The organism is Deinococcus sp. Leaf326 (assembly GCF_001424185.1).
In the GTDB taxonomy this organism is placed as follows: Bacteria; Deinococcota; Deinococci; order Deinococcales; family Deinococcaceae; genus Deinococcus.
Map to the genome: position 1 here is coordinate 1 of NZ_LMOM01000019.1, position 19,570 is coordinate 19,570.

General features: G+C 70.0%; 18 protein-coding genes. 7 read left to right on the forward strand and 11 right to left on the reverse strand.

What is annotated here, in order from left to right; genetic code table 11:
- Positions 1 to 301: 301 nt before the first annotated feature.
- Both ASF71_RS06685 and ASF71_RS06690 read left to right on the forward strand, forming a co-directional pair.
- Positions 302 to 1,306 carry a tyrosine-type recombinase/integrase gene (locus ASF71_RS06685; protein WP_056296982.1) on the forward strand — a complete coding sequence of 335 codons (1,005 nt, stop codon included), beginning with the start codon at positions 302 to 304 and terminating at the stop codon, positions 1,304 to 1,306.
- Between the two features lie 32 nt (positions 1,307 to 1,338).
- Positions 1,339 to 2,049: a hypothetical protein gene (locus tag ASF71_RS06690; RefSeq protein WP_056296985.1), complete on the forward strand. Its 711-nt coding sequence runs from the start codon at positions 1,339 to 1,341 to the stop codon at positions 2,047 to 2,049.
- Between the two features lie 13 nt (positions 2,050 to 2,062).
- Here the strand turns inward: ASF71_RS06690 and ASF71_RS06695 are convergent, their stop codons facing one another.
- From ASF71_RS06695 to ASF71_RS06705, 3 genes are all read right to left on the reverse strand, one after another.
- Positions 2,063 to 2,644 carry a TerD family protein gene (locus tag ASF71_RS06695; RefSeq protein ID WP_056296988.1) on the reverse strand — a complete coding sequence of 194 codons (582 nt, stop codon included), beginning with the start codon at positions 2,642 to 2,644 and terminating at the stop codon, positions 2,063 to 2,065.
- 18 nt (positions 2,645 to 2,662) lie between these two features.
- Entirely contained in the window at positions 2,663 to 3,955 is a 1,293-nt protein-coding gene (locus ASF71_RS06700; RefSeq protein ID WP_056296990.1) for a VWA domain-containing protein, read from the reverse strand.
- 199 nt (positions 3,956 to 4,154) lie between these two features.
- Positions 4,155 to 4,730, reverse strand: a complete 576-nt coding sequence (locus ASF71_RS06705) for a TerD family protein (RefSeq protein WP_056296993.1) — start codon at positions 4,728 to 4,730, stop codon at positions 4,155 to 4,157.
- A gap of 171 nt (positions 4,731 to 4,901) precedes the next feature.
- Here ASF71_RS06705 and ASF71_RS06710 point away from each other — a divergent pair, with 171 nt between their 5' ends.
- Positions 4,902 to 5,486 (forward strand): YdeI family protein, encoded by a 585-nt coding sequence (locus ASF71_RS06710; protein WP_056296997.1) that lies wholly within the window; start codon positions 4,902 to 4,904, stop codon positions 5,484 to 5,486.
- 14 nt (positions 5,487 to 5,500) lie between these two features.
- Here ASF71_RS06710 and ASF71_RS06715 read toward each other — a convergent pair whose 3' ends face one another.
- Positions 5,501 to 6,364 (reverse strand): NAD(P)H-binding protein, encoded by an 864-nt coding sequence (locus ASF71_RS06715; protein WP_056296999.1) that lies wholly within the window; start codon positions 6,362 to 6,364, stop codon positions 5,501 to 5,503.
- 110 nt (positions 6,365 to 6,474) lie between these two features.
- Here ASF71_RS06715 and ASF71_RS06720 point away from each other — a divergent pair, with 110 nt between their 5' ends.
- A complete protein-coding gene (locus ASF71_RS06720) occupies positions 6,475 to 7,233 on the forward strand; it encodes a TetR/AcrR family transcriptional regulator (protein ID WP_056297003.1) in 759 nt (252 codons plus the stop codon).
- Positions 7,234 to 7,249: 16 nt separating this feature from the next.
- Here the strand turns inward: ASF71_RS06720 and ASF71_RS06725 are convergent, their stop codons facing one another.
- The gene (locus ASF71_RS06725) at positions 7,250 to 7,924 is read right to left on the reverse strand and encodes an HAD family hydrolase (protein ID WP_056297006.1); all 675 of its coding nucleotides are present in this window, start codon (positions 7,922 to 7,924) and stop codon (positions 7,250 to 7,252) included.
- Positions 7,925 to 8,114: 190 nt separating this feature from the next.
- On the opposite strand from ASF71_RS06725, the gene ASF71_RS06730 reads away from it, so the two are divergent.
- Positions 8,115 to 9,116 (forward strand): PIG-L deacetylase family protein, encoded by a 1,002-nt coding sequence (locus ASF71_RS06730; protein WP_056297009.1) that lies wholly within the window; start codon positions 8,115 to 8,117, stop codon positions 9,114 to 9,116.
- Positions 9,117 to 9,185: 69 nt separating this feature from the next.
- On the opposite strand, the gene ASF71_RS06735 is transcribed toward ASF71_RS06730, so the two are convergent.
- From ASF71_RS06735 to ASF71_RS06745, 3 genes are all read right to left on the reverse strand, one after another.
- Positions 9,186 to 9,740 carry a hypothetical protein gene (locus ASF71_RS06735; protein WP_156372661.1) on the reverse strand — a complete coding sequence of 185 codons (555 nt, stop codon included), beginning with the start codon at positions 9,738 to 9,740 and terminating at the stop codon, positions 9,186 to 9,188.
- A gap of 195 nt (positions 9,741 to 9,935) precedes the next feature.
- A complete protein-coding gene (locus ASF71_RS06740) occupies positions 9,936 to 10,367 on the reverse strand; it encodes a hypothetical protein (protein WP_056297015.1) in 432 nt (143 codons plus the stop codon).
- Positions 10,368 to 10,374: 7 nt separating this feature from the next.
- On the reverse strand, positions 10,375 to 10,971 hold the full coding sequence (locus ASF71_RS06745) for a YceI family protein (protein ID WP_056297016.1): 597 nt from the start codon (positions 10,969 to 10,971) through the stop codon (positions 10,375 to 10,377).
- Between the two features lie 41 nt (positions 10,972 to 11,012).
- Between ASF71_RS06745 and ASF71_RS06750 the strand changes: the two genes are divergently transcribed.
- Together ASF71_RS06750 and ASF71_RS06755 are read left to right on the forward strand one after the other, a co-directional pair.
- Positions 11,013 to 11,828, forward strand: a complete 816-nt coding sequence (locus tag ASF71_RS06750) for a response regulator transcription factor (protein WP_235514189.1) — start codon at positions 11,013 to 11,015, stop codon at positions 11,826 to 11,828.
- Positions 11,825 to 13,231, forward strand: a complete 1,407-nt coding sequence (locus ASF71_RS06755) for a cell wall metabolism sensor histidine kinase WalK (RefSeq protein WP_235514190.1) — start codon at positions 11,825 to 11,827, stop codon at positions 13,229 to 13,231. The genes ASF71_RS06750 and ASF71_RS06755 overlap by 4 nt, the downstream gene beginning before the upstream one ends.
- 42 nt (positions 13,232 to 13,273) lie before the next feature.
- Here ASF71_RS06755 and ASF71_RS06760 read toward each other — a convergent pair whose 3' ends face one another.
- From ASF71_RS06760 to ASF71_RS06770, 3 genes are all read right to left on the reverse strand, one after another.
- Complete coding sequence (locus ASF71_RS06760; protein ID WP_056297019.1) at positions 13,274 to 14,440, reverse strand: glycosyltransferase family 1 protein; 1,167 nt, start codon at positions 14,438 to 14,440, stop codon at positions 13,274 to 13,276.
- Between the two features lie 75 nt (positions 14,441 to 14,515).
- Entirely contained in the window at positions 14,516 to 16,711 is a 2,196-nt protein-coding gene (locus tag ASF71_RS06765) for a sugar nucleotide-binding protein (RefSeq protein WP_056297021.1), read from the reverse strand.
- 462 nt (positions 16,712 to 17,173) lie between these two features.
- The gene (locus ASF71_RS06770) at positions 17,174 to 19,501 is read right to left on the reverse strand and encodes a bifunctional diguanylate cyclase/phosphodiesterase (RefSeq protein WP_162243092.1); all 2,328 of its coding nucleotides are present in this window, start codon (positions 19,499 to 19,501) and stop codon (positions 17,174 to 17,176) included.
- Positions 19,502 to 19,570: the final 69 nt, after the last annotated feature.

Here is a 19,570-nt window from a genome sequence, read left to right on the forward strand (position 1 = left end):
TCACACCTCCAGAAGACCGCCTTTCGTCATTTTTGGCGATCCCCAAACCTGTTGAGGCTGTTCAGAACAGGGAAAACTGAAGTTGTCCTCTACTGAGCAGCAACACTTCCTATCAAGAGGGCAAGTCCTAAAATGGCATATTGTTTCATTACTGCATTATTAGAGGATATCAGGGTTGTGCTGTGCAGCAGAGATGAGCATGCCAGGCTTGAGAAATGTTCTGTAAGGAAAAATTCATTGGTCAGAGGTCGCCTGCAGTCTTCAAGCCGATTACCCTAAATGCGTTTGGGTAAACTGACCCATGACTCTCGTACGCGCGACTGGCGATCTGCTCGCCCAGACCCGGAGCTGGACCAGCCTGCACGATGAAGAACTCAAGCGGCGCGCCGTTCTGGCCGCCAGGGACGCCGACGCCGAGGCCCTGGGCGACCTTACGTCTGCCTATCTGGGGCACCTGGGCAGCAGCGGGGTCCTGACCAGCCCCAAGACGCTCACGGCCTACCGGCTGGGCGTGCGTCAGTACACCGAATACGCGCGGGCCAACGCGGTCGGCATCCTGCGGCCGGGGCGGCATGACGCGCAGGGCTATGTGGGGTCCATGCTCGCGGCGGGCCGGGCGCCGGAAGGCGTGCAGCTCAAGGTGGCCGCCGCGCGTTGCCTGTACCGGGCGCTACGCTGGGCCGGCGCGACCGAGGCCGATCCGTTCCGGGACGTACGCATTCCCAAGGACCACACCACCGGGCTGGAAAAAAGGCCCCCCTACACGGACTTGGAGATTGAGCAGGTTCTGGCAGGAGCCACGCCGCACGACCGCTTTCTGCTGCTGCTCACCGCGCACGCGGGCCTGCGTGTGAGCGAAGCGCTGGGCCTGCACTGGAACGACCTCGACCTTGTCGGCGGACGCGTGCGCGTGACCGGCAAGGGCCGCAAGACCCGCACCGTGCCCATGAGTGGCCGACTCGTGGCGGCGGCCGAGGCCTACCGCGCCCTGTACGCTCCCGGCGGCGAGGCGCACGACCGCGACGATCACGGCCCTTCCCGGCGCACGACCCCCCGGCTGAGAACCTTCCGCTACGCGACGGTGCAAAACGCCACCCGCGCCATGAAAGCTACTTTCACCCAGGCCGGGGTGCCGTGGCGCGGGTTTCACGCCGCGCGCAAATATGCCGGCACCCGGCTGCTCGGGCAGACCGGCGACCTGGCAACCGTCGCGGCCTTTCTAGGCCACGCCTCGGTGGACACGACCCGCGACAGCTACGCCGCCGTCGCCTCGGACGCCGCCGCCCCGCAGCTCAGGGGCTGGTGAGGAATGCCCACCCGCTACACTGGGGCCGACCGATGAACGACGCTGTGGCCAGGGGACACAAACTGCTGCACCTGTACCGCCGGGGCGTGGGCGGCGAGCGCCAGAACGCGGGCCGCCTGCTCACGGCGCACCTGCGGACCCATGACCTGACCCTCTACGATCTCGACCGGGGGCTACCAGTGTCGCAGGACCTCGCGGTGCTTGACGGCTGGCGCGAGTCGGCGCTGTGGATGGCCCGTCTGGGGACCGAGCCGGAGGCAGTCCTGACCGCGCTCGTGGACGCCGAGGACCTCACGCCCGCCGAGCTCGGCCGCCTGATTGCCAGCGTGGACTTGGACAAACTGCTCGGTGCCCGCCTCGACGGCTGGGCCTACGCCGAGGGCGCGCCGCCCGAGCTCTACCGGCAGGCCGCCTCGCAGGTACGCGCCGGGGACCTGAGTGCGCCGGACCTGAGCGGCTCGCTGGCGCAGCGGTTTCAGGCGGCGGCGCGGCTCGCCCTGTTCCGGCAGACGCACCCCGAGCGGACCCTGCGGACGCAGGGAGAGACCGAACAGGCGTTCGTCCTGGGCCTCGTTGAGGGCCTGACCGGCCGGAGCGGTGAGACCACGGAAGACGGCGGCGTGCGCGCCCGGCTCACCGCCGACCAGCTCGCCCGGCTGCGCGCCTTGATGGCCGAACACGGCAGTGACGCGCGCGAGGTGGCCCGGCAAGCGGCGCAGGCCTACGGCAAGAGCCTGCGCTGAGGGCCGGCGGACGCTACACGTAGGCCCGCAGGTCCGGCAGATTGTCCTGGAAGGTGCGGCCCCGCGACGGCGCGCCGATGGCAGTCATGGTCCAGTCGCTGCCGCTGCGGCGCAGGCTCGCCAGGATCAGCGCCGAATGGCTGCCCTGCGCCGAGAGGTCGTAGCGCGCGATCTCCTTCTCGCCCTGGGTGTCGATCAGTCGGCAGTAGGCGTTCTGCACGCCCCCGAAGTCCTGCCCCGTGTAGTTGTTCACGCTGAATACGACTGTCTGGATTCCCGCCGGCAGGCGCGCGAGGTCCACCGTGACCGTCTCGTCGTCGCCGCTGCCCTGACCGGTGCGGTTGTCGCCGCTGTGGCGCACCGTGCCGTCTGCACTCTGAAGCTGACGGAACCACACGGCTTCCTGAAGCTGCCCGGAGGCGTCGAACAGCAGGGCGTTGGCGTCGAGGTCCACTGCCTGCTCGCCGCCGCCGAAGCCGAAGAATCCCTTTTTCTTGATCACGTCCCAGCCCAGACCCATCCGGACGAGATCCAGACGCGGCCCAGCCTCCTTGGCGAGAGAAATCTGCTGACCTTTTTGCAGGGAAATTGGCATGACTGCTCCTTGAGCGCTCTAGCGCAGGACGCCCTGGCGGCGCGCGGCGGCCTGCCAGGTGTCGAGTTCGTTGACCAGCAGTTCGAACAGCTGGGCGTCGGGGACGCGGATGGGCGAGGGCAGACAGAAGAAGTCGGCGTTGTCCACCGTCCGGCCACGCAGGTCGTCGAGTTTGTTCAGGAAGTCGAAGTCCACGCCCCCCTGATCGATCCCCATGAATTTCCAGAACACCGGCTCGCGCGAGGCCTCGGTCATCTGCCGGATCACGGCGTCGCGGTTGCTGCTGCCGCCGTCGGTAATGAACAGCACGAGGGTAGGCAGCGCCGTGCGCGCGGCGCGGGCGTCGTCGCGCACCAGCGTCATGACCGGGCTGTAATGCGTACCGCCCTCCAGCTTGACCCGCAGGCGGTCCACGAACCCGCCCACGTTATCGAGCGACAGCGGCCCGCTGCGGTGCGCCTTGATGCCGAAGAGATACACCTCGACCTCGCCGTCGTCGTCCAGGCGGGTCGCCAGGGCCAGGGCGCGCTCGGCCAGGGCCTGCACCGCACCGCTGCGGTACTCGTCGTACATGCTCGCGCTGATGTCCAGCACGAGATTGACCCGGTAGCGCGCCTCGCCCAGCCCGCGTTTTTCCAGGCTGACACTCGCCGTCTTGATGAGGTTGACAAGCTGCGGCTGCGTGCGCTCGGCCTTCTCCAGCAGCACACGCTGACGCTCTTTAACCAGACTGACGGAGGTGGACGCCGGAGCCGGGGCAGTCGGCACGGGAGTCGGCGGACCTGACCCCTCCTGCGCCACCTCGCCGCCGAAGTGCCGCACGAGCGCGTCGAGGCCTCCCGCGAAGCCCTGTCCGACGGCGCCGACCCGCCACACGTCCTTGAAATACACGTCGAGCAGCATCAGGGCCTTTTCCTGCCCCAGCTCACGGCCAGTGACCCGGTACGTCAGCAGCGGCGCGCCGCCCGCTCCGAGGGTCACTTCGGCAGCCTGAACGCTGCTCAGGTCGCCCTGATCGGTGGTCACGGCGAGGCTCAGGCGGCGCACGCTGGCCGGCAGGGCCGCGAGGTCAAGGGTAAAGACCTTCTCCGCGCCGCTCCCGGCCTGTACCGAAAGGGCGCCTTCGGGACTGCGCGGCTGGTTGTAGAAGACCATGTAGCGGTCGTCGCTCAGGCGCCCCGCGTCGTCGAGACCGAAGAGAATCAGGTCGTATTCGGCCGCCGGCCCGGTCACGCGGGCGCTGAGGGTCAGGGTGGTCGCTGGAGTCAGCGCCGCGAGCGGGCTCTTCTGGCCGGTCTGGAATGTCTGCATGTCGTGTCCTTGCCGGGCATGAAACGGGAGGGGCCAACTGCGCCCCCCCCGACTGCGACTGAACGGTTCCAGATGCGGTGGTCCACTCTGGGGGAATCCCGGAAGGTCTACCGCCCCAGATTTCCACCGCTCCGCCGTTTCTTATAGCGACTTGCCCCGGAGGATTCCAGCACGGCGCCGGAACCGTCCGGGGGCCGTCTCAGACGTTGACGCCGAAGTTACGGGCCAGCGGCGCGAGTCCGCCCGCGAAGCCCTGGCCGACCGCGCGGAACTTCCAGTCGGCGCCGTTGCGGTAGACCTCGCCGAAGATCATGGCGGTGTCGGTGCTGGCGTCTTCCGAAAGGTCGTAGCGCGCGATTTCGGTGCCGCCCGCCTTGTTCATCACGCGGATGTAGGCCTTGGCGACCTGCCCGAAGCTCTGGCGGCGGGTGTCGGCCTCGTGGATGGTCACGCACACGGCGATCTTGTCCACGTCGGCAGGCACGCGCGCGAAGTCCACGTCCACCGTCTCGTCGTCGCCCGCGCCCTGTCCGGTCGTGTTGTCACCCTGGTGGCTGACGCTGCCGTCACTGCTGACCTTGTTGTTGTAGAAGATGAAGTCGCTGTCCGAGCGCACGCGGCCGCCGTTCCCGAGCAGAAAGACGCTGCCGTCGAGGTCGAAGGCCTGGCCGTCGGTCGCGCGCGGGTCCCAGCCCAGCCCGATCACGATAGCCGTGAGGCCCGGAGCTTCTTTGGAAAGAGAGACGTTGCCGCCTTTTTGAAGTGATACTGCCATGTCTGTGTCCTCCTGATGAACTGTGACCCCGAGTATAAAGCTCCGGTTCAAGCGGCGAGTCCATATCTGCATGAGCGAACGGGGAACACCGCTGAAGGCTCCGCTGAACACGGACAGCCCCCCGGTGCACTAAGAGGCGGGGTCAAGCGCCCGCCGTATCCTGGGCGGACCATGACCCTCTCCACCCTGCCCGAGCTTCCGTTTTCCAGCCGCGCCGACTGGCGGGCCTGGCTGGAGACGCACCATGGCCGTGAGCCGGGCCTGTGGCTGGTGTACCACCACGCAGCGAGCGGCGTTCCCAGCGTGACCTACGCCGAGGCGGTCGAGGAGGCGCTGTGCTTCGGGTGGATCGACAGCCGCACCGGCAGACTGGACGGCCACCGCCACCGGCAGCTCTTCTCGCCGCGCCGGCCGGGCAGCCCATGGTCGAGAATCAACAAGGAGCGCGTGGACCGCCTGAGTGCCCAGGCCCTCATGGCCCCGGCCGGGCTCGCGGTGGTCGCGGCCGCGCGGGCGTCGGGGGCCTGGAACCTCTACGACGAGGTCGAGGCGCTGGTGATTCCCCCGGATCTTCAGGCCGCGCTGGAGGCCGAGCCGCCGGCCCTGGCGAACTTCACGGCCTTTTCCGCCTCGGCCAGGAAGCAGGTGCTGTGGTGGATCAAGGGTGCCAGACGGCCCGGGACGCGCGCAGGGCGAATCGCCGACGCTGCCCGTCGGGCCGCCGAGAACCGCCGGCCCGACGACCCCCGGCGCTGACCCCTACTGCCGGCTCAGGCTCCGGCGAGCTGCCGCGCGAGCACCGCGCGCATGGACTCGGGCGCGCGGCCGAGCAGCGTCCCCAGCGTGGGGTCAGGGCTGGCAAACTCGCCCCGGTGGGCGGCGGCGAACAGACCCAGCGTGACCGCCGCCCGCTCGGGGGACAGACCGCGCGCGCCCAGCTCGGCCGCGAAGTCGGCCTCCGGCACCACGGCGCGCCGACCGGCCCGCCCGGTCGACTCCGCGAGGAGGTCGGCGAGCTGCGCGAGGTCGAGGGCCTCCGGATTGACCAGGGGCGGCGTAGGACCGTCGAACTGGGCTTCTCCGGTCAGGACGGCGGCGGCGGCTCCGGCGAGGTCGGCATGGGTGGTCCACGACACCGGACCGTCCTGCGGGGCACGGACCTCACCCGTCCGGAAGGCGTCACCCATCAGGAACCGGGCGCTGTCGGCGTAGAAGCCGTTGCGCAGCGCCGTGAAGGCCAGTCCCGACGCCGCGAGCATCGCCTCGGTCGCGGCGTGCGTCCACATCGGGGGAAAGAGCGAGTCGGGGCTGGCCGCCATGTGGCTCGTATACACTACGCGCCCGGCGCCGGCCTGCCGCGCGGCCTCTGCCACGTTGCCGTGCAGGCGCACTCCCTCGTCCCCCAGTTGGCCGGACGACATCAGGAGCACCTGCGACGCGCCCCCGAACGCCCGGCTCAGGGCGTCCACGTCGGCGAAATCGCCCGGCTGCACACGCACGCCCCGCGCCTCCAGATCCTGCGCCCGGCCGGGATCACGGACACTGACGCCCACCCGCTCGGCCGGGACCCGGCGCAGCAGTTCTTCGACGATGAGACGGCCCAGTCTGCCCGTCGCTCCGGTCACAATGATCATAGATTGCCCCCAGGGACAGCCGTCCTGGCCGTCTTTATCAATGATAACATAATAGGAATATTAATGGTAACAATCTTTGCTTCAGCTGTGTCGCGTCTATAGTCGGGACTATGACGGACCCGCGACCCGAGGATGCACCCGGCGGCCAGGACGCGCTGCGGTCCCGCATCCTGGCCGCCGCCACCGCACTCCTGAACCGTGAGGGCCGCGACGCCCTGACCACCCGCACGGTGGCGGCCGCCGCCGGGGTACAGGCCCCGACACTCTACCGGCTGTTCGGTGACAAGCAGGGCCTGCTCGACGCGGCGGCGCAGCACGGCTTCGAGACGTATCTCCGGGACAAGGAGAACCGGGACACCGCCGCGCCCGGCACCGATCCGGCCGACGAGCTCCGCGCCGGGTGGGACCTTCAGGTCGGCTTCGGGCTGAGCCACCCGGCCATCTACGCGCTGATGGCCAGTGCGCCCGGGCCGGGCCAGCCGTCTCCCGCCGAGGTGGCCGGCCGCGAGCACCTGCGCCGCAAGATCCGGGCCCTCGCCCGGGCCGGGCGGCTGCGCGTCAGCGAGGAACGCGCCGCCCTGCTGTTTCACGCCGGGTGCCGGGGCCTGGTGCTGACGCTGCTGTCCCTGCCCCCGGCCGAGCGCGACCCCGAACTGTCCGCGCTGGCCCGCGAGAGCGCGCTCGCGGGCATCCTGACGGCGGGCGTGCCGGCGGCTAACCCTGGACCCGTGGCGGCCGCCGTGCAGCTCCGCGCCCACCTGCCGCAAACCACTCGGCTGAGCCCAGGCGAGCGGGCGCTGATGGACGAGTGGCTTGCCCGCCTCGCGGCTACGCCACAGAGCTCAGGGCCGGAGGACGCGCCGGCCTGACCGGACGCCGCCGCCGTCAGGACGCCGAGGGTTGGTCCGGTCCCAGCGGAGACGCCGCGAGATGGTCGAGCCAGTCCTGAGGGCTGTCATACACGGCCGCCGCTCCCGTGAACTGGGCGGTGCCCCCAGAGCGCAAGGCGACGGTCGCCACGCCGGCCCCCCGCGCGCTCTCGATGTCGAAGGAGGTGTCTCCGACCATCAGGACCTGCGCCGGGTCCAGGCCGAGCTTGCGCACAGCGGCCTGCACGATGTCCGGTTGCGGTTTGGACTCCTCGACCTCGGAGGCCGTCGTGTACTCCGTGAAAAGGTCCTGCGCGCCGGCGACCCCCAGCAGGTCACGGACCAGCGCCTCGTCCGCCGAGGTACCGACGATGAGCCGCAGTCCCTGCGCCTGCAGGGCCACGAGCAGGGGCCGTACCCCCGGCTGGGCCCGCAACCGGGGCAGCTCCTCTGCCTGAAAGTGGCGCTTCCAGCCGTCGCTGAGGGCCTCATAGCGGGGATCGTCCTTACCGATGCCCGTCAGGTGCGGCACGAGCTGGTCGCCGCCCATCCCCATCAGGGGCCGGACCTGCCCGAAAGTCACCTCGATTCCCTGGTCGGCAAAAGCGCGCACCCAGGCGCGAGCATGGCCGTCGTTGCTGTCTACCAGGGTGCCGTCGAGGTCGAAAATTACGCCGAGATAGGAAGACATCCGCACAGGGTAGGCCGCTGGGCCAGCGCACCTGCATGGTCAGAGATGATAGGGGCTTTACCTGACCGGGAGACGCCCGCTCACCTGTGCCCCAGGCACCCCGACTTCAGGCAGATCACACCGGCGCACCTCTCCGGACGTGAAAGAAGCGTCATGGCCCCCGGCACCCCCGCGCTCTAGAATGAGGAAGATGAGCCGCCTCAAGCCTTCCTCCCGGCGTTCACGCCTCTGGACCGGCCTCGCGCTGCTGGGGGTGCTGGCCCTGGCCGCCTGGATCAACCTGCCTGTGGTCGGCCGCCTCTTCGACCGCAGCGGGGAGCGCGTTGCGGCGCTGCCGGCCGCCGCACCCTTCCGGACCGGGCAGCGGGTCCTGATGCTCTCGCCCCACCCGGATGACGAGACGCTGTGCTGCGGGGGCATGATCCAGCAGGCTCATGCGGCCGGAGCGCAGGTCTATATCGCCTGGATGACGGCCGGCGACGGCTTCGAATTCGACGCGGCCCTGACCGAACGCACGCTGCGCCCGGGGCCGCAGAACATGCGCGAACTGGGCAACACCCGCACCGCCGAGACGGGGCGGGCCGCCGCCGTTCTCGGCGTGCCCAGCGGGCGCACGTTCATGCTGGGCTACCCCGACGGCGGCCTCTTCCGGCTGTTCACCACCAACTTCACGTCGCCCTACACCGCGCCCCGGACCCGCGCCGACGCCGTGTATGTGCGCGGCGCCCTGACGCCCGGCGCACCCTTTACCGGCGAGGCGCTGGAAGCCGACATCCAGCGGGTGCTCGACCGCGTGAAGCCCGACCTCGTGCTGGCTCCCGCGCCGCAGGACTTCCACACCGACCACCACACCCTGTCGTACATCGCGCTGCGGCTCATGGCCGAGCGGCAGCAGGCCGACCGCCTGCGCTTCTGGGTCATCCACGGCGGGCTGGAGTGGCCGGTGCCCAAGGGGATTCACGAGGCGCTGCCCCTGACCGAGCCTCCCCTGGCCAACCGCCTGCCCTGGACCCGGGTGGACCTGACCCCCGAACAACGGGCGCGCAAGCTCGAAGCGGTGCGCGCCTACCGCACCCAGACCGCGATCGAGGCGCGGTTCATGGAGGCGTTCGTGCGGGCCAACGAACTGCTGAGCCCGCAGCCCCTGCCCGACTCTGCCCCGGCGCAGGCAGGAGAAGGCGGTAGCCAGTAGGAAGACTCTCCAGACGAATGGACAGGGAGTGCTGTAGCTGGGTGTGGCCGCCCCCTACCGGTGCCCGGATCAGCGGACCTCTTCCAGCAGGAATGCCTGCGGCAGAAAACAGGTCTGGGAGGACTCGCCCCGCCCTTCCAGTTTCAGCAGGTGGGCCATATACAGCCGGGACAGGCCGTGAATCATGACGCGGGCGAGCTGACCCGGATCAGCAGCCAGGGAATGCACGAACGTCTCCTTGACCGTGAGGCCATTGATCTCGGCCCCACTGACCCGGAGTTCGCCGCCGGGGGTCAGAACCAGGGGCAGGCTCAGACTGAAGTCGGCCCGGTTCAGGCCAGTGCCGGGCAGCTTCATGACGGCCGACAGGGTCGCAGCGACGGCCGCATCCGCAAAGGAGCACGTTCCCTCAGTCAGGTAGACATCGATCTCCTCGTAGCCCAGTGCACTGAGCACCTCCACGGTCCGGCACCGGAGCTCGCGGAGAAACCCTAAGGTCTCCTGCTCCCGCCGCTCGCAGGCGGCCAGCACCCGGGCAAAGTCGAGCGCACCGGGCACGGGGCCGCCGGGTGAAGGGGCGACGGGCCGGGCTCGGCGGCCGTTGGCCAGGGGAAGTGAAGGCATGGTCACTTAACATGGCAGAAGGCGTCAGCCGTGAGCTGCCCGGCAAGATGAAGCTCTATTGGCCCAGATTGCCGGAAGATTAATACTTTCCTAAAGGCGGCCTTAACCCTTGGTTATTTTTCATTCAGATCTATAGGACAAGGCACAGGCCGATCCCCAGAAGAGTCGGCCCGCCGAGAGTACGCTGCGTCAGTCTTACCGTGTGGGCACCGCAGGAATCTGCCCCCGCCGCTGTCTGCGGGCGAGCAGCCACAGCCCCCCGAACACGGCGGCCGCCGCCGCGAAGCCCAGTGCGGCCGCCCACTGCACGAAGCGCACCGTCTTGAGTTGCAGCGGGTAGATGTTCTGCGCCCGGAGATACGTGTCACTCACGTACCGCGCCCCTTCAGCCGTCCGGCCCTCCAGGAATGCTCCCGGATCCCGGATGACCATCTCCTGCGACGAGCCGATCAGGGTGCCCGGCCCGCTGTCTCCGAAGAGGGTGCTCTCCGCCGCGCTCGACGGCGTCACGAGCTGCACGAGCTGGGCGTCCCGGCCGTACCACCAGCCGGCCGCCAGCGTTACCAGCAGCGCCAGTACGCACAGCAGCGCAAGGACCCCCAGGGGCCGGACGAAACGGGCGAGCATCCGCCGATCAGCCGCCGCTGCTGGCGACGAACTTGAGGCTGATGGTCAGCGTGTCGTTGACCTGCCCGCCGATGCGGCTGTTCTTCACGCCGTAGTCGCTGAGCTTCACCGGAAAGCTGGTGCTCACGGCCAGCACGTTGCCCTTCAGGCCCGCCGAGGTGGTGGCGGCGCTCGCCGGGGTCAGCTTGACAGTGGCAGTGCTCGTGACGTTTTTGGTGACGCCGTTCAGGGTCAGGGTACCGTTCACGGTGTATTTGTCACCGCTCACGAGTTTGACCGAGGTGGTCTTGAAGGTCACGGCGGGGGTCTTGTCGAAGTTCAGCCAGTCGGCGCTCTTCATGTGGGTATCGCGCATGGCGTTGCCGGTGGTGATGCTGGCGCCGTCCACGTTCACGGTGCCGCTGCCGCTCTTCGTGGCGGCGTCGTAGCTCAGGGCGCCGCTCACCTTGCTCGTGCGGCCGGTGAAGTTTTCGACGCTGGTCTGGCTCTCGGCCGTCATGAGGTTGAGGGTGGTGGCGCCGGTCACGACGGTATAGGTCACGGGGGCGGCGCTGGCCACGGGCAGCGCGAGGGCAATCAGGCCAATCAGGGTCAGTCGCTTCATGAAATCCTCCAGAGGACGGGGGTACGGGCGCAAGAGCAGGAATGTCCGGCGGAACGCAGAGCGCGGCGCCTCCCCTGCCTGTCTTCACCGTACCCAGCCTGGCTGTGCGCTACCTGTGCGCCGGGCAGAAGCACGCACAGGGTCCGCACAGCCTGCCGTGCTATGCCGTGGGCATGACCGCCGCCCGTCCCCTCCCCCGCCTCCTGATCGTGGAGGACGACCCGGGCATCCGCGACTACCTGCAGGTGGGACTGCGCTACGAGGGCTTCGAGGTGGACACCGCGCCCACGGCGGGCGAGGGCCTGAGCCGCTACGCCGCGGCGGGCGCGGACCTCATCATTCTGGACGTGATGCTGCCCGGTCCCGACGGCTACGCCTTCCTGCGCGACCTGCGCAGCCGGACCCCGGTGCCGGTGCTCATGCTCACGGCGCGCGACAGTATCGAGGACCGCATTCGGGGACTCGAAGGCGGCGCCGACGATTACCTCGTCAAGCCCTTCGCTTTCGGAGAACTCGTGGCGCGCATCCGCACCGTGCTGCGCCGCAGCCGGCCCGACATCGTGGAACTCGCGCGCTACGCCGACCTGGAACTCAACGGGGCCACCCGCGAGGCCTTCCGGGCCGGGCGGCGACTGGACCTGCGCCCGACCACCTTCGACCTCCTGCTGTTCATGACCCGCCACAGCGAGCGGGTCCTGCCCAAGCAGATCATTCTGGATGCCGTATGGGGCCGGGAGTTTCTGGGCAGCGACAACGTCGTGGAGCTGTATATGGGCTACGCCCGGCGCGCCCTGGGCGACCCGCCGCTGCTGCATACGCTGCGCGGCGCGGGCTACCTGTTGCAGGAGCGGCGGTGAGGGCCGGCGTGCGGGCCACCGGGGGCCGGCTGCGGCGCGCCCTGCTGCGGCTGCCACTGGAACTGCGCCTCTTTCTGGCACTGCTGGTGACCATCCTGATCGTGACGGTCAGCATGTACGGCCTGGTGCTGCTTCAGGCCCGCGACTACGCCGAAAACCAGTTGCGCCAGACGCTGCGCCAGGAGTTGACGCGTCTGGACTGGCCGGGCGGCCCCCTGGACCACCGCCTGCGGGCCACCGCGCAGGCCCGGGACGCCTGGGGGGTCTGGGTCGCGCCCGGACAAGCCGCGCAGTTCACCGACGGCCTGCGCCGCCCCGGCCCGCCGCCGCCGGCCCTAGAGAGGGCGCGCCAGGGCCTGCCCGCCGAATACCGCACCCCACACGCGCTCGTGGTGCTGCGTGCTGTACCGGGTGGCGTAGTGGGTCTCTCGGCCAGCCTCGACAGCGTTTCGGACTTCGTGCTGCGGCTGTGCCGCCTGAACCTCCTCATCGCGGCCGTGCTCGTGACCGTGGCCTGCGGGGTGGGTGTCGGCCTGATCCGGCTGGGGCTGCGGCCCCTGCGGCACATCACCGCACAGGCCCGGGAACTGTCGGCCAGCCGGCTGCACCAGCGCCTCGCAGTGCCGGACAGTCAGGACGACGTGCGCGCGCTGGCCCAGAGCCTCAACGGCATGCTCGACCGCCTCGATCAGTCCTTCGGCGACCTGCGGGCCGAGGAGGCGCGCACCCGTGCCTTCGCCGCCGACGCCTCGCACGAGCTGCGCACGCCTCTCACGGCGCTGGGCGGCTACCTGGAGGTGCTGGCCCGCGCCCCCGAGGACCGGCAGGTGCAGTGGGAACTGCTGCTCGCGGCGCGGCGCGAGGCCGACCGGGCGGGGCGGCTCGTCGAGGACCTGCTCACCCTGACGCGCCTGGATTCGGGCGAGACGCTGCGCCCGGAGCCGCTGGAGGTGCGGGGCTGGCTTGATCAGCTCGCGGCGCGCGTGCAGCCCATCATGCCGGAGCACCACCTGCGCGCCGAGGTCCAGGGCCTGACCCAGCTGTGGGTGCAGGCCGACCCGCTGCGGCTGGAGCAGGCGCTGTGGAACCTGCTGAGAAACGCCGCCCGCCACGCGCCGCACGGCTCGGCCATCGTGGTGCAGGCGGTGCAGGGGCTCGACACGGTGACCTTCGAGGTGCAGGACGAGGGACCGGGGTTCACGCCCGAGGGACTGCGCCGGGGCTTCGAGCGGTTCTACCGCGCCCAGCGCGACCCCAGCGGCGCGGGCCTGGGCCTCGCCATCGTGCAGAGCATCGCGCGGGCCCACGGCGGCGCGGCGCGCCTGGGCAACCGCCCCGGCGGCGGCGCCTGGGTGCGCTTCACGGCCCCTGCCTGGCCGCGCGCCAGTCAGGCCCCGGCCTGAACCCAAGCCTGGGAAGGCGCAGGTCCGCGCGGCCCACGGCCATCAGTCGTCGCCGCCGGGCGAGTTGCTCCAGCCGGTACGGGGCTGCGCCGGGCGACCCGCGGTGGCCGTAAGTGGCGACTGGGCAGCCAGGGCGGCCTGCATGGCTTCCCAGGTACAGTCCCAGGACCCCTGGGCGAGCAGGGCGTCGGCGCGGCGTTGCCGCAGCTCATGGTCCTGAACCAGCGCCTCCGAGATGGCCGCCACGAACTCGTCCACCCCGTCGGCCACGCTGACCAGACCCTGCTCGCCGTAGGGCCGCACCACGTCGCGGATGGGGGACGAGACGACCGGCACGCCCGCCGCGAGGTACTCCGGGGTCTTGGTCGGACTGATGAACTCGGTCGCCTCGTTGACGGCGAAGGGCAGCAGCGCCACGTCCCAGTGGGCCAGGTAGGCAGGCAGGTCGGCGTAGGATTTCATACCCAGAAAGTGCAGGTTCGCGGCGCGCGGCAGGTCCTCGGGAGCGATCTTGACGACCGGCCCCAGCAGCACGATCTGCCACTGCGGGCGGCGGTGGGCCAGCTCGCCGATGAGGGCGCCGTCGAAGCGCTCGTCAATGACCCCGTAGAAGCCCAGGCGCGGCCGGGCGAGCGGGGCCTGGTCGTCCGGATCGGGCAGGGTGCGGCGGGCCTGCGCGAAGTGCGCCACGTCCACGCTGGAGGGAAAGGGATAGACGTGGGGGTGCTGCTCCCGCTTGGCCTCGTAGAGTCGGTGCCCCCCCGTGAAAACCACGTCGGCGCAGGCGAAGAGCTGCTGCTCGCGCTCCCGCAGCTGCGGCGGGGCATAGCGGAAATTCGCCAGTTCGTCCATGCAGTCGTAGACCACGCCGCTGGTGACCAGACCGCCGAGCAGCGGGAGTTGCATGGGGGTGTAGACCCAGGCCAGAGGCGCGTGGACTCCCTCCTGCTCCAGGAGACCATGCACGAGCCGCCGGGTCTCCGCCTCAGCCATGTGGACCGGCAACCCAGCCGGAAGCTGCGGCTGCACGACGGTGACGTTGCCCTCACGGCGCACCTGGAGCCCCGCTTCCGGCGCCCCGGTCGCCGGGTCCTCGACGTAGTACACCCGGCGGTCGCGGGCCGCGCGGCTCATGAGGTGCTGGGGACGCTGGTACACAAAGTCCCAGCGCAGGTGCGACAGGCACAGCAGATCAGGTAGGGTGGTCAAGAGCGTCTCCTCGGGTGGGCTCCGGCCGGAGGGCGCCGCAGCTCCGCTCCGTCCGGGTGAGGCAGGCCGGGCGGCCTACAGAAACAGGGGCGTGAGTTCGTGGGTCCAGTAGTGGTCCAGCGCCTGCCCCAGACTGGGCAGCAGCTGGCCGCGCGTACTGCGCAGCACGCTGTAGCGGGGGCGGGGCACCTGCCGCTGGGGCAGGGCGGTCAGGGGCCGCACCTGCTGCCGGGACAACCCCAGCCGCTCGGCCAGCGTGCCCACGAGGTCCCCCCAGGTACTTTCTCCCTGGTTGACGAGGTGCCACAGGCCGCTTTCCCCGTCAATCAGGAGGTCCAGGCTGGCGTGAACGAGGTCGGGCAGATAGGTCGGCGAGAAGTGGTGGTCGAGATCGAGATGCACCTGGCCGCCGCCCTGGAGGGTGCCCAGCGCCTCGCTGAGAAAGTCGCGGCTCTCGCGGACGCCGAACAGCCCCGAGCTACGCACGACGAGGGCGCCCGGGCAGGCGTCCAGCACCCGGCGCTCAGCCTGCCACTGCGCGCGGCCGTAGGCGTTGACCGGCGAGGGCGTTCCCCGCTCGGTGTAGGGCGCGCCGCTCTCACCCGCGAAGACCTGATCGGAAGAGAAGGTCAGGAACTGCGCCCCCTGGGCGGCGCAGGCCGAGGCCCAGCGGGTCTGGCCCACCACATGGGTCTGGAAGAACTGCCGGGCGCGTCGCTCGGCCTCATCGATCTGCCCGTAGCCCGAGGCGTTCACGACCGCCCAGGGCCGCCCAGCTTCCCCGAACGCCCCGAGAATCTCGGCCCAGGGAGCATTCAGGACCTCCGAGGGCCACTGGCGGTAGGCCAGGCCACGTTCCCGGCACAGCTGGGCCAGCGAGCGCGCCAGGAAGCCTGCCCCGAGGATGAGCAGTGGACGCGCCGGGGGCAGGCGCGCCGCCGGCGCGGGCGAACCGACCGGCGGATAGAACAGCCGCTCGGGCCGCTCCCAGAAGCCCGGGGCAGCCAGGGTGGGATGATCCGGCACCCCGCCCGCCGCCCGCGTCCGCAACAGGCCGGCCAGGGCCGTAGGACGCGGCGTGCCCGCGCGCACGTCGAAGGCCCCCGGCTCGTAGTAGCCGCCGAAGGACGTGTGCAGCGTGTTCCAGTCGAAACTGCCCAGCGCCGCCCAGGACGTGACGGCGCGGATGTCGGCCCCCCCCGCCCGCGCGCCCTCGGCCGCTCGCCAGACCATCTCGAACCAGCGCAGCTGCTCCTCTCGGGTGCAGCCCAGGTGAACCTCGGTGACGGCCACGGGCAGGTCGTACCGCTCCCAGGTTTCACGCAGCAGGGCGCCGAGCCCCACCGTCTGGTGGCAGATCCTCACCGCCTCGATGTCGGCGTGGGTCGCGTTGCGGAAGCGTTCGGGGTACTGCTCCGCCTGCTCGTCGAGAAAGCGCTCACTGGTGACGTAGTAGTCCACGCCGATGATATCGGGCGCGCAGGGGTGATCGCCGAACCACAGCAGCTCCTCGGTCGCCGCCCCGGAGGCCAGCAGGTAGGCCCACAGCGGATGCGCCGGCCCGACCCGGCCGCACAGCAGGTCGTAGGCGAGCCAGCGCCGCTCATTCTGGAAGTCCGCCTCCGGTTGCATGGCGGCCGTGGCCTGTGCCCGGCCCAGGTCGTCGGTCTGGACCAGCTGCGCGAGCGGCTGCACCTCACGGATGGCCTGCATGGCGAGTACGGTGCCCCGGCACTCGTTGAGCACCATCCGCACGAAGCTCTCGTCCGAGGTGTGGTGCGGATACCACACGCCGTACAGTCCGCTGAACCTCGCGGTGGTCAGGGGCTCGTTGACCGGTGTGTAAGCCGTGATCCAGGGATAGCGCCGGGCCACCTGACCGGCGTACGCGGCCAGTTTCTCCGGGAACTCGGGGTCGAGCAGGCTGGTGTAGCGGGGGCCACTGCCGTGATGCAGCAGCGTGGCGATGGGTTCGAGACCCAGGGTGCTCAGGCGGGTCAGGCGCTCGTCGGTCCAGCGCCAGTCGGGGCAGTCCAGGCTGTCGGGCGCAACCTGTTCCCACAGCACCGGATAGCGCAGGCGGCGCGCCCCCAGGCCGGCCAGCAGGTCGAGGTCGCCGGGACGGTCCAGGTGTCCGCTCTGCTCCAACTGGTTGAGATAGGTGTCGCCGACGCGGTTGAAGGTGCATTCGATCCCGAGCCACAGCTCTAGCGGAGACTGGGCCCCGGGAGAGATGCGCAGCGGAAAGACAGGTTGGGGTGCAACACTCATACAGACTCCGATGAAAGGGGTGCAGGTGGACCACCTGGTCCGGCCTGGGCAGACCGGCGCACCTCTTTCCTCTCCGGCAGGACGGGCGAACGGACAGGCAGAAGCCGAAGAGGCGCCAGCACACGACCACCCCGCCAGATTTGCCTGGATACGGCGGGTGGGTAGGGCCGCTTCCGACAAAACGACCAAAACGCTGCCACAGCGCCAGAACGCGCTGCCAGGGCCACAGAAACAGGCCCGGTCCAGAAACGCCCCCGCGGCCGTTTCCGGACCCGGTGGCCGTTCCCGGTAGCCCGCCGCCGACTGCGCCGCAGGTCAGGCCACTTCGGTAGTCTGGGCCACCCGGACCGCCAGAAAGGCGCGGCCCTGTCAAGGAGCCCTTAAACGAACCGGGGTCAGGATGTGCTGAGGGTCAAGGCAGCGTCATCGGACGCTCATCTGATATGAGCTGTGGGGAGGAGGTCAGGTTGCCGGCAGGCCGGGAGGAACATGCGCCAGGGCGTACGCCGTTGCCTCGTCGGCCGGAACAGCATGGCAGAACAGATACCCCTGGCCGTAGCGGCACCCCAGTTCCTCGACAGCCCTGACCTGCTCGGGGGTTTCCAGGCCCTCGGCGATCACGCGCAGATCGAGGTGATGGGCCAGCGTCAGCACGCTCGCCACGATGGCCCGTTGCCGCGCTCCTGCGGGCAGTGGGGCGACGAAACTGCGGTCGAGTTTCAGGGTACTAATGGGGTGGCGCTGCACGGCCACGAGCGAGGCGTACCCGGTGCCGAAGTCGTCAAGCGACAGGGGCACGCCGAGCCCGGCCAGGGCGTGCAGATGCGCCACCGCCTCGGGCGCGTCGATGAGGGTACTCTCCGTGACCTCGAGTTCCAGACCCGGCGGAAACGCGAAGCCCAGCAGCCGGCTCTCCGGCTGCGCCGCGTTCAGAAGCTGCTTGCCGCTGATGTTCACCGCGAGCGTGAGGTGGGCAAGTTCGGGCGTCGCCCGCCAGGCACGCAGTTGCCGCGCCCCCTCCTCCAGCACCCAGGCACCGAGGGGACCGATCAGGCCGCAGGCCTCCGCGACGCCGATGAACTCGGACGGAGGCAGCAGGCCCCGCACCGGGTGCTGCCAGCGCACGAGCGCCTCAAAACCGGTGCAGGCGCCGTCACTCAGACGGATCACCGGCTGGTAGTGCAGGGTCAGCTGCCCCTCCGTGACCGCCTCACGCAGTTCGCGTTCGGTGTTCAGGCGGTGGATCACCGAGTCGTGCATGCTCTGGTCGAACAGCTGCGCGCCGTTCTTGCCCGCCTGCTTGGCCCGGTACATCGCGGTGTCGGCGTCACGCAGGGGTTCCTCGACACTGGTGTAGGCGCTGTCGGCCAGCGCCGCGCCGATGGACAGCGTGACCTCGACCTCGTGGCCAGGCAGGCGCACGGGCCGGCGCATCGCCCCCATGATCCGGGCGATGATCCGCATGACCTGGGTCGCGCCGTAGGGACTGTCGAGCAGCACAGCGAACTCGTCGCCTCCTAGCCGCGCCACCGTGTCCGTCCTGCGCACGACCCGCTGGAGCCGGGCCGCCACCTCCAGCAGCAGCCGGTCGCCGACGATGTGGCCGTAGGCGTCGTTCACGTCCTTGAAGTTGTCCAGGTCGATGAACAGGACGGCGTAGGAGCAGTCGGGCTGACGTCTGAAGCGCTCCATAGCGTGTTCGAGGAGACTGTAGAGCAGCGCGCGGTTGGCGAGACCGGTCAGACGGTCGTGCAGGGCGTCGTGCCGCAGCCGGTGCTCGGTCTGCCTGCGCTCGGTCACGTCGTGCAGCGCGATTACCGCGCCGAGCAGCTCACCCGAGGCCGAGTACAGCGGGCCACCGGACGACAGCACCGTACGCGGGGTCCGGCGGTCGGGGGCGATCACCATCTCCTGATCCTTGACGGCTGCTCCCCGCAGCGCCCGCAGCAGGGGCAGGTCGTCGTCCGGCAGGGGCGCCGCGCCGTCCGGGCCGTACAGCCGGTACTTGCCGCTCCACTCAGCGGGCTGCCCGGCTTCCGGCCCCTGGCCGTGCCACTCGCGGGCCATGCGGTTGAAGAGGGTAAGCTGCCCGGCGGCGTCGCAGGCCACGATGCCGTCCTGAACGTTTTCCAGCACGGCCTCCAGAAAGGCGCGGGCCACCTCCACCTCGTGCAGGGTGCGCAGGCGCGCGGTGATGTCCCGGCCCTCCATGACGATCATCTCGGTGGCTCCGCCCTCTCCGGAGACCGGGGTCAAGCAGAGGTCCACGCGGGCCTCCACGCCGCCTACACCGAGGACCGTCAGGTCCTGCCGGGTGAATTCGCCTGCCATCGCCCGGCTGAGGGCGCGCCGCAGCCCCTCGGCATTCTCCGGCGACGCCTTCCACCAGGGCGCGTCCACACAGGGCTTGCCCAGCACCTGCATCCGGCGCAGGCCCGTGAAGGCGAGCAGCGTCTCGTTGGCGTCGACAAGTAGGCCGTCGGGCAGCAGGGTCCCCTGAAACTCGAAGGTACGGTCGTAGACGTCGCGCAGCCGGTCGCGGTCACGCAGCAGTTCCCGCCAGCGCGCGTGATCGGCCACGACCACGCGCAGGGCCTGGAGGACCTCGGGAGGCGCGTCAGGCATTCCACTGACCCAGACGTCGGCCGCGCCCCCCAAAAACAGCCGAACGGCGTCTGCCGAGGGAGCGCTGGGGGCCGTCTCGATACGCGCGTCCGGAAAGCCGTAGGCACGGAGCAGCGGCCCGGCCATGTGAAGCAGATCGGGGAGATACGCGGGCGGCGGCCTCATCCGGACAGTGTGACCCGCGCGCCCCCACAAAAAGCTTTCGCCCGGCGCGGTGGACGCCGGCATGAACGG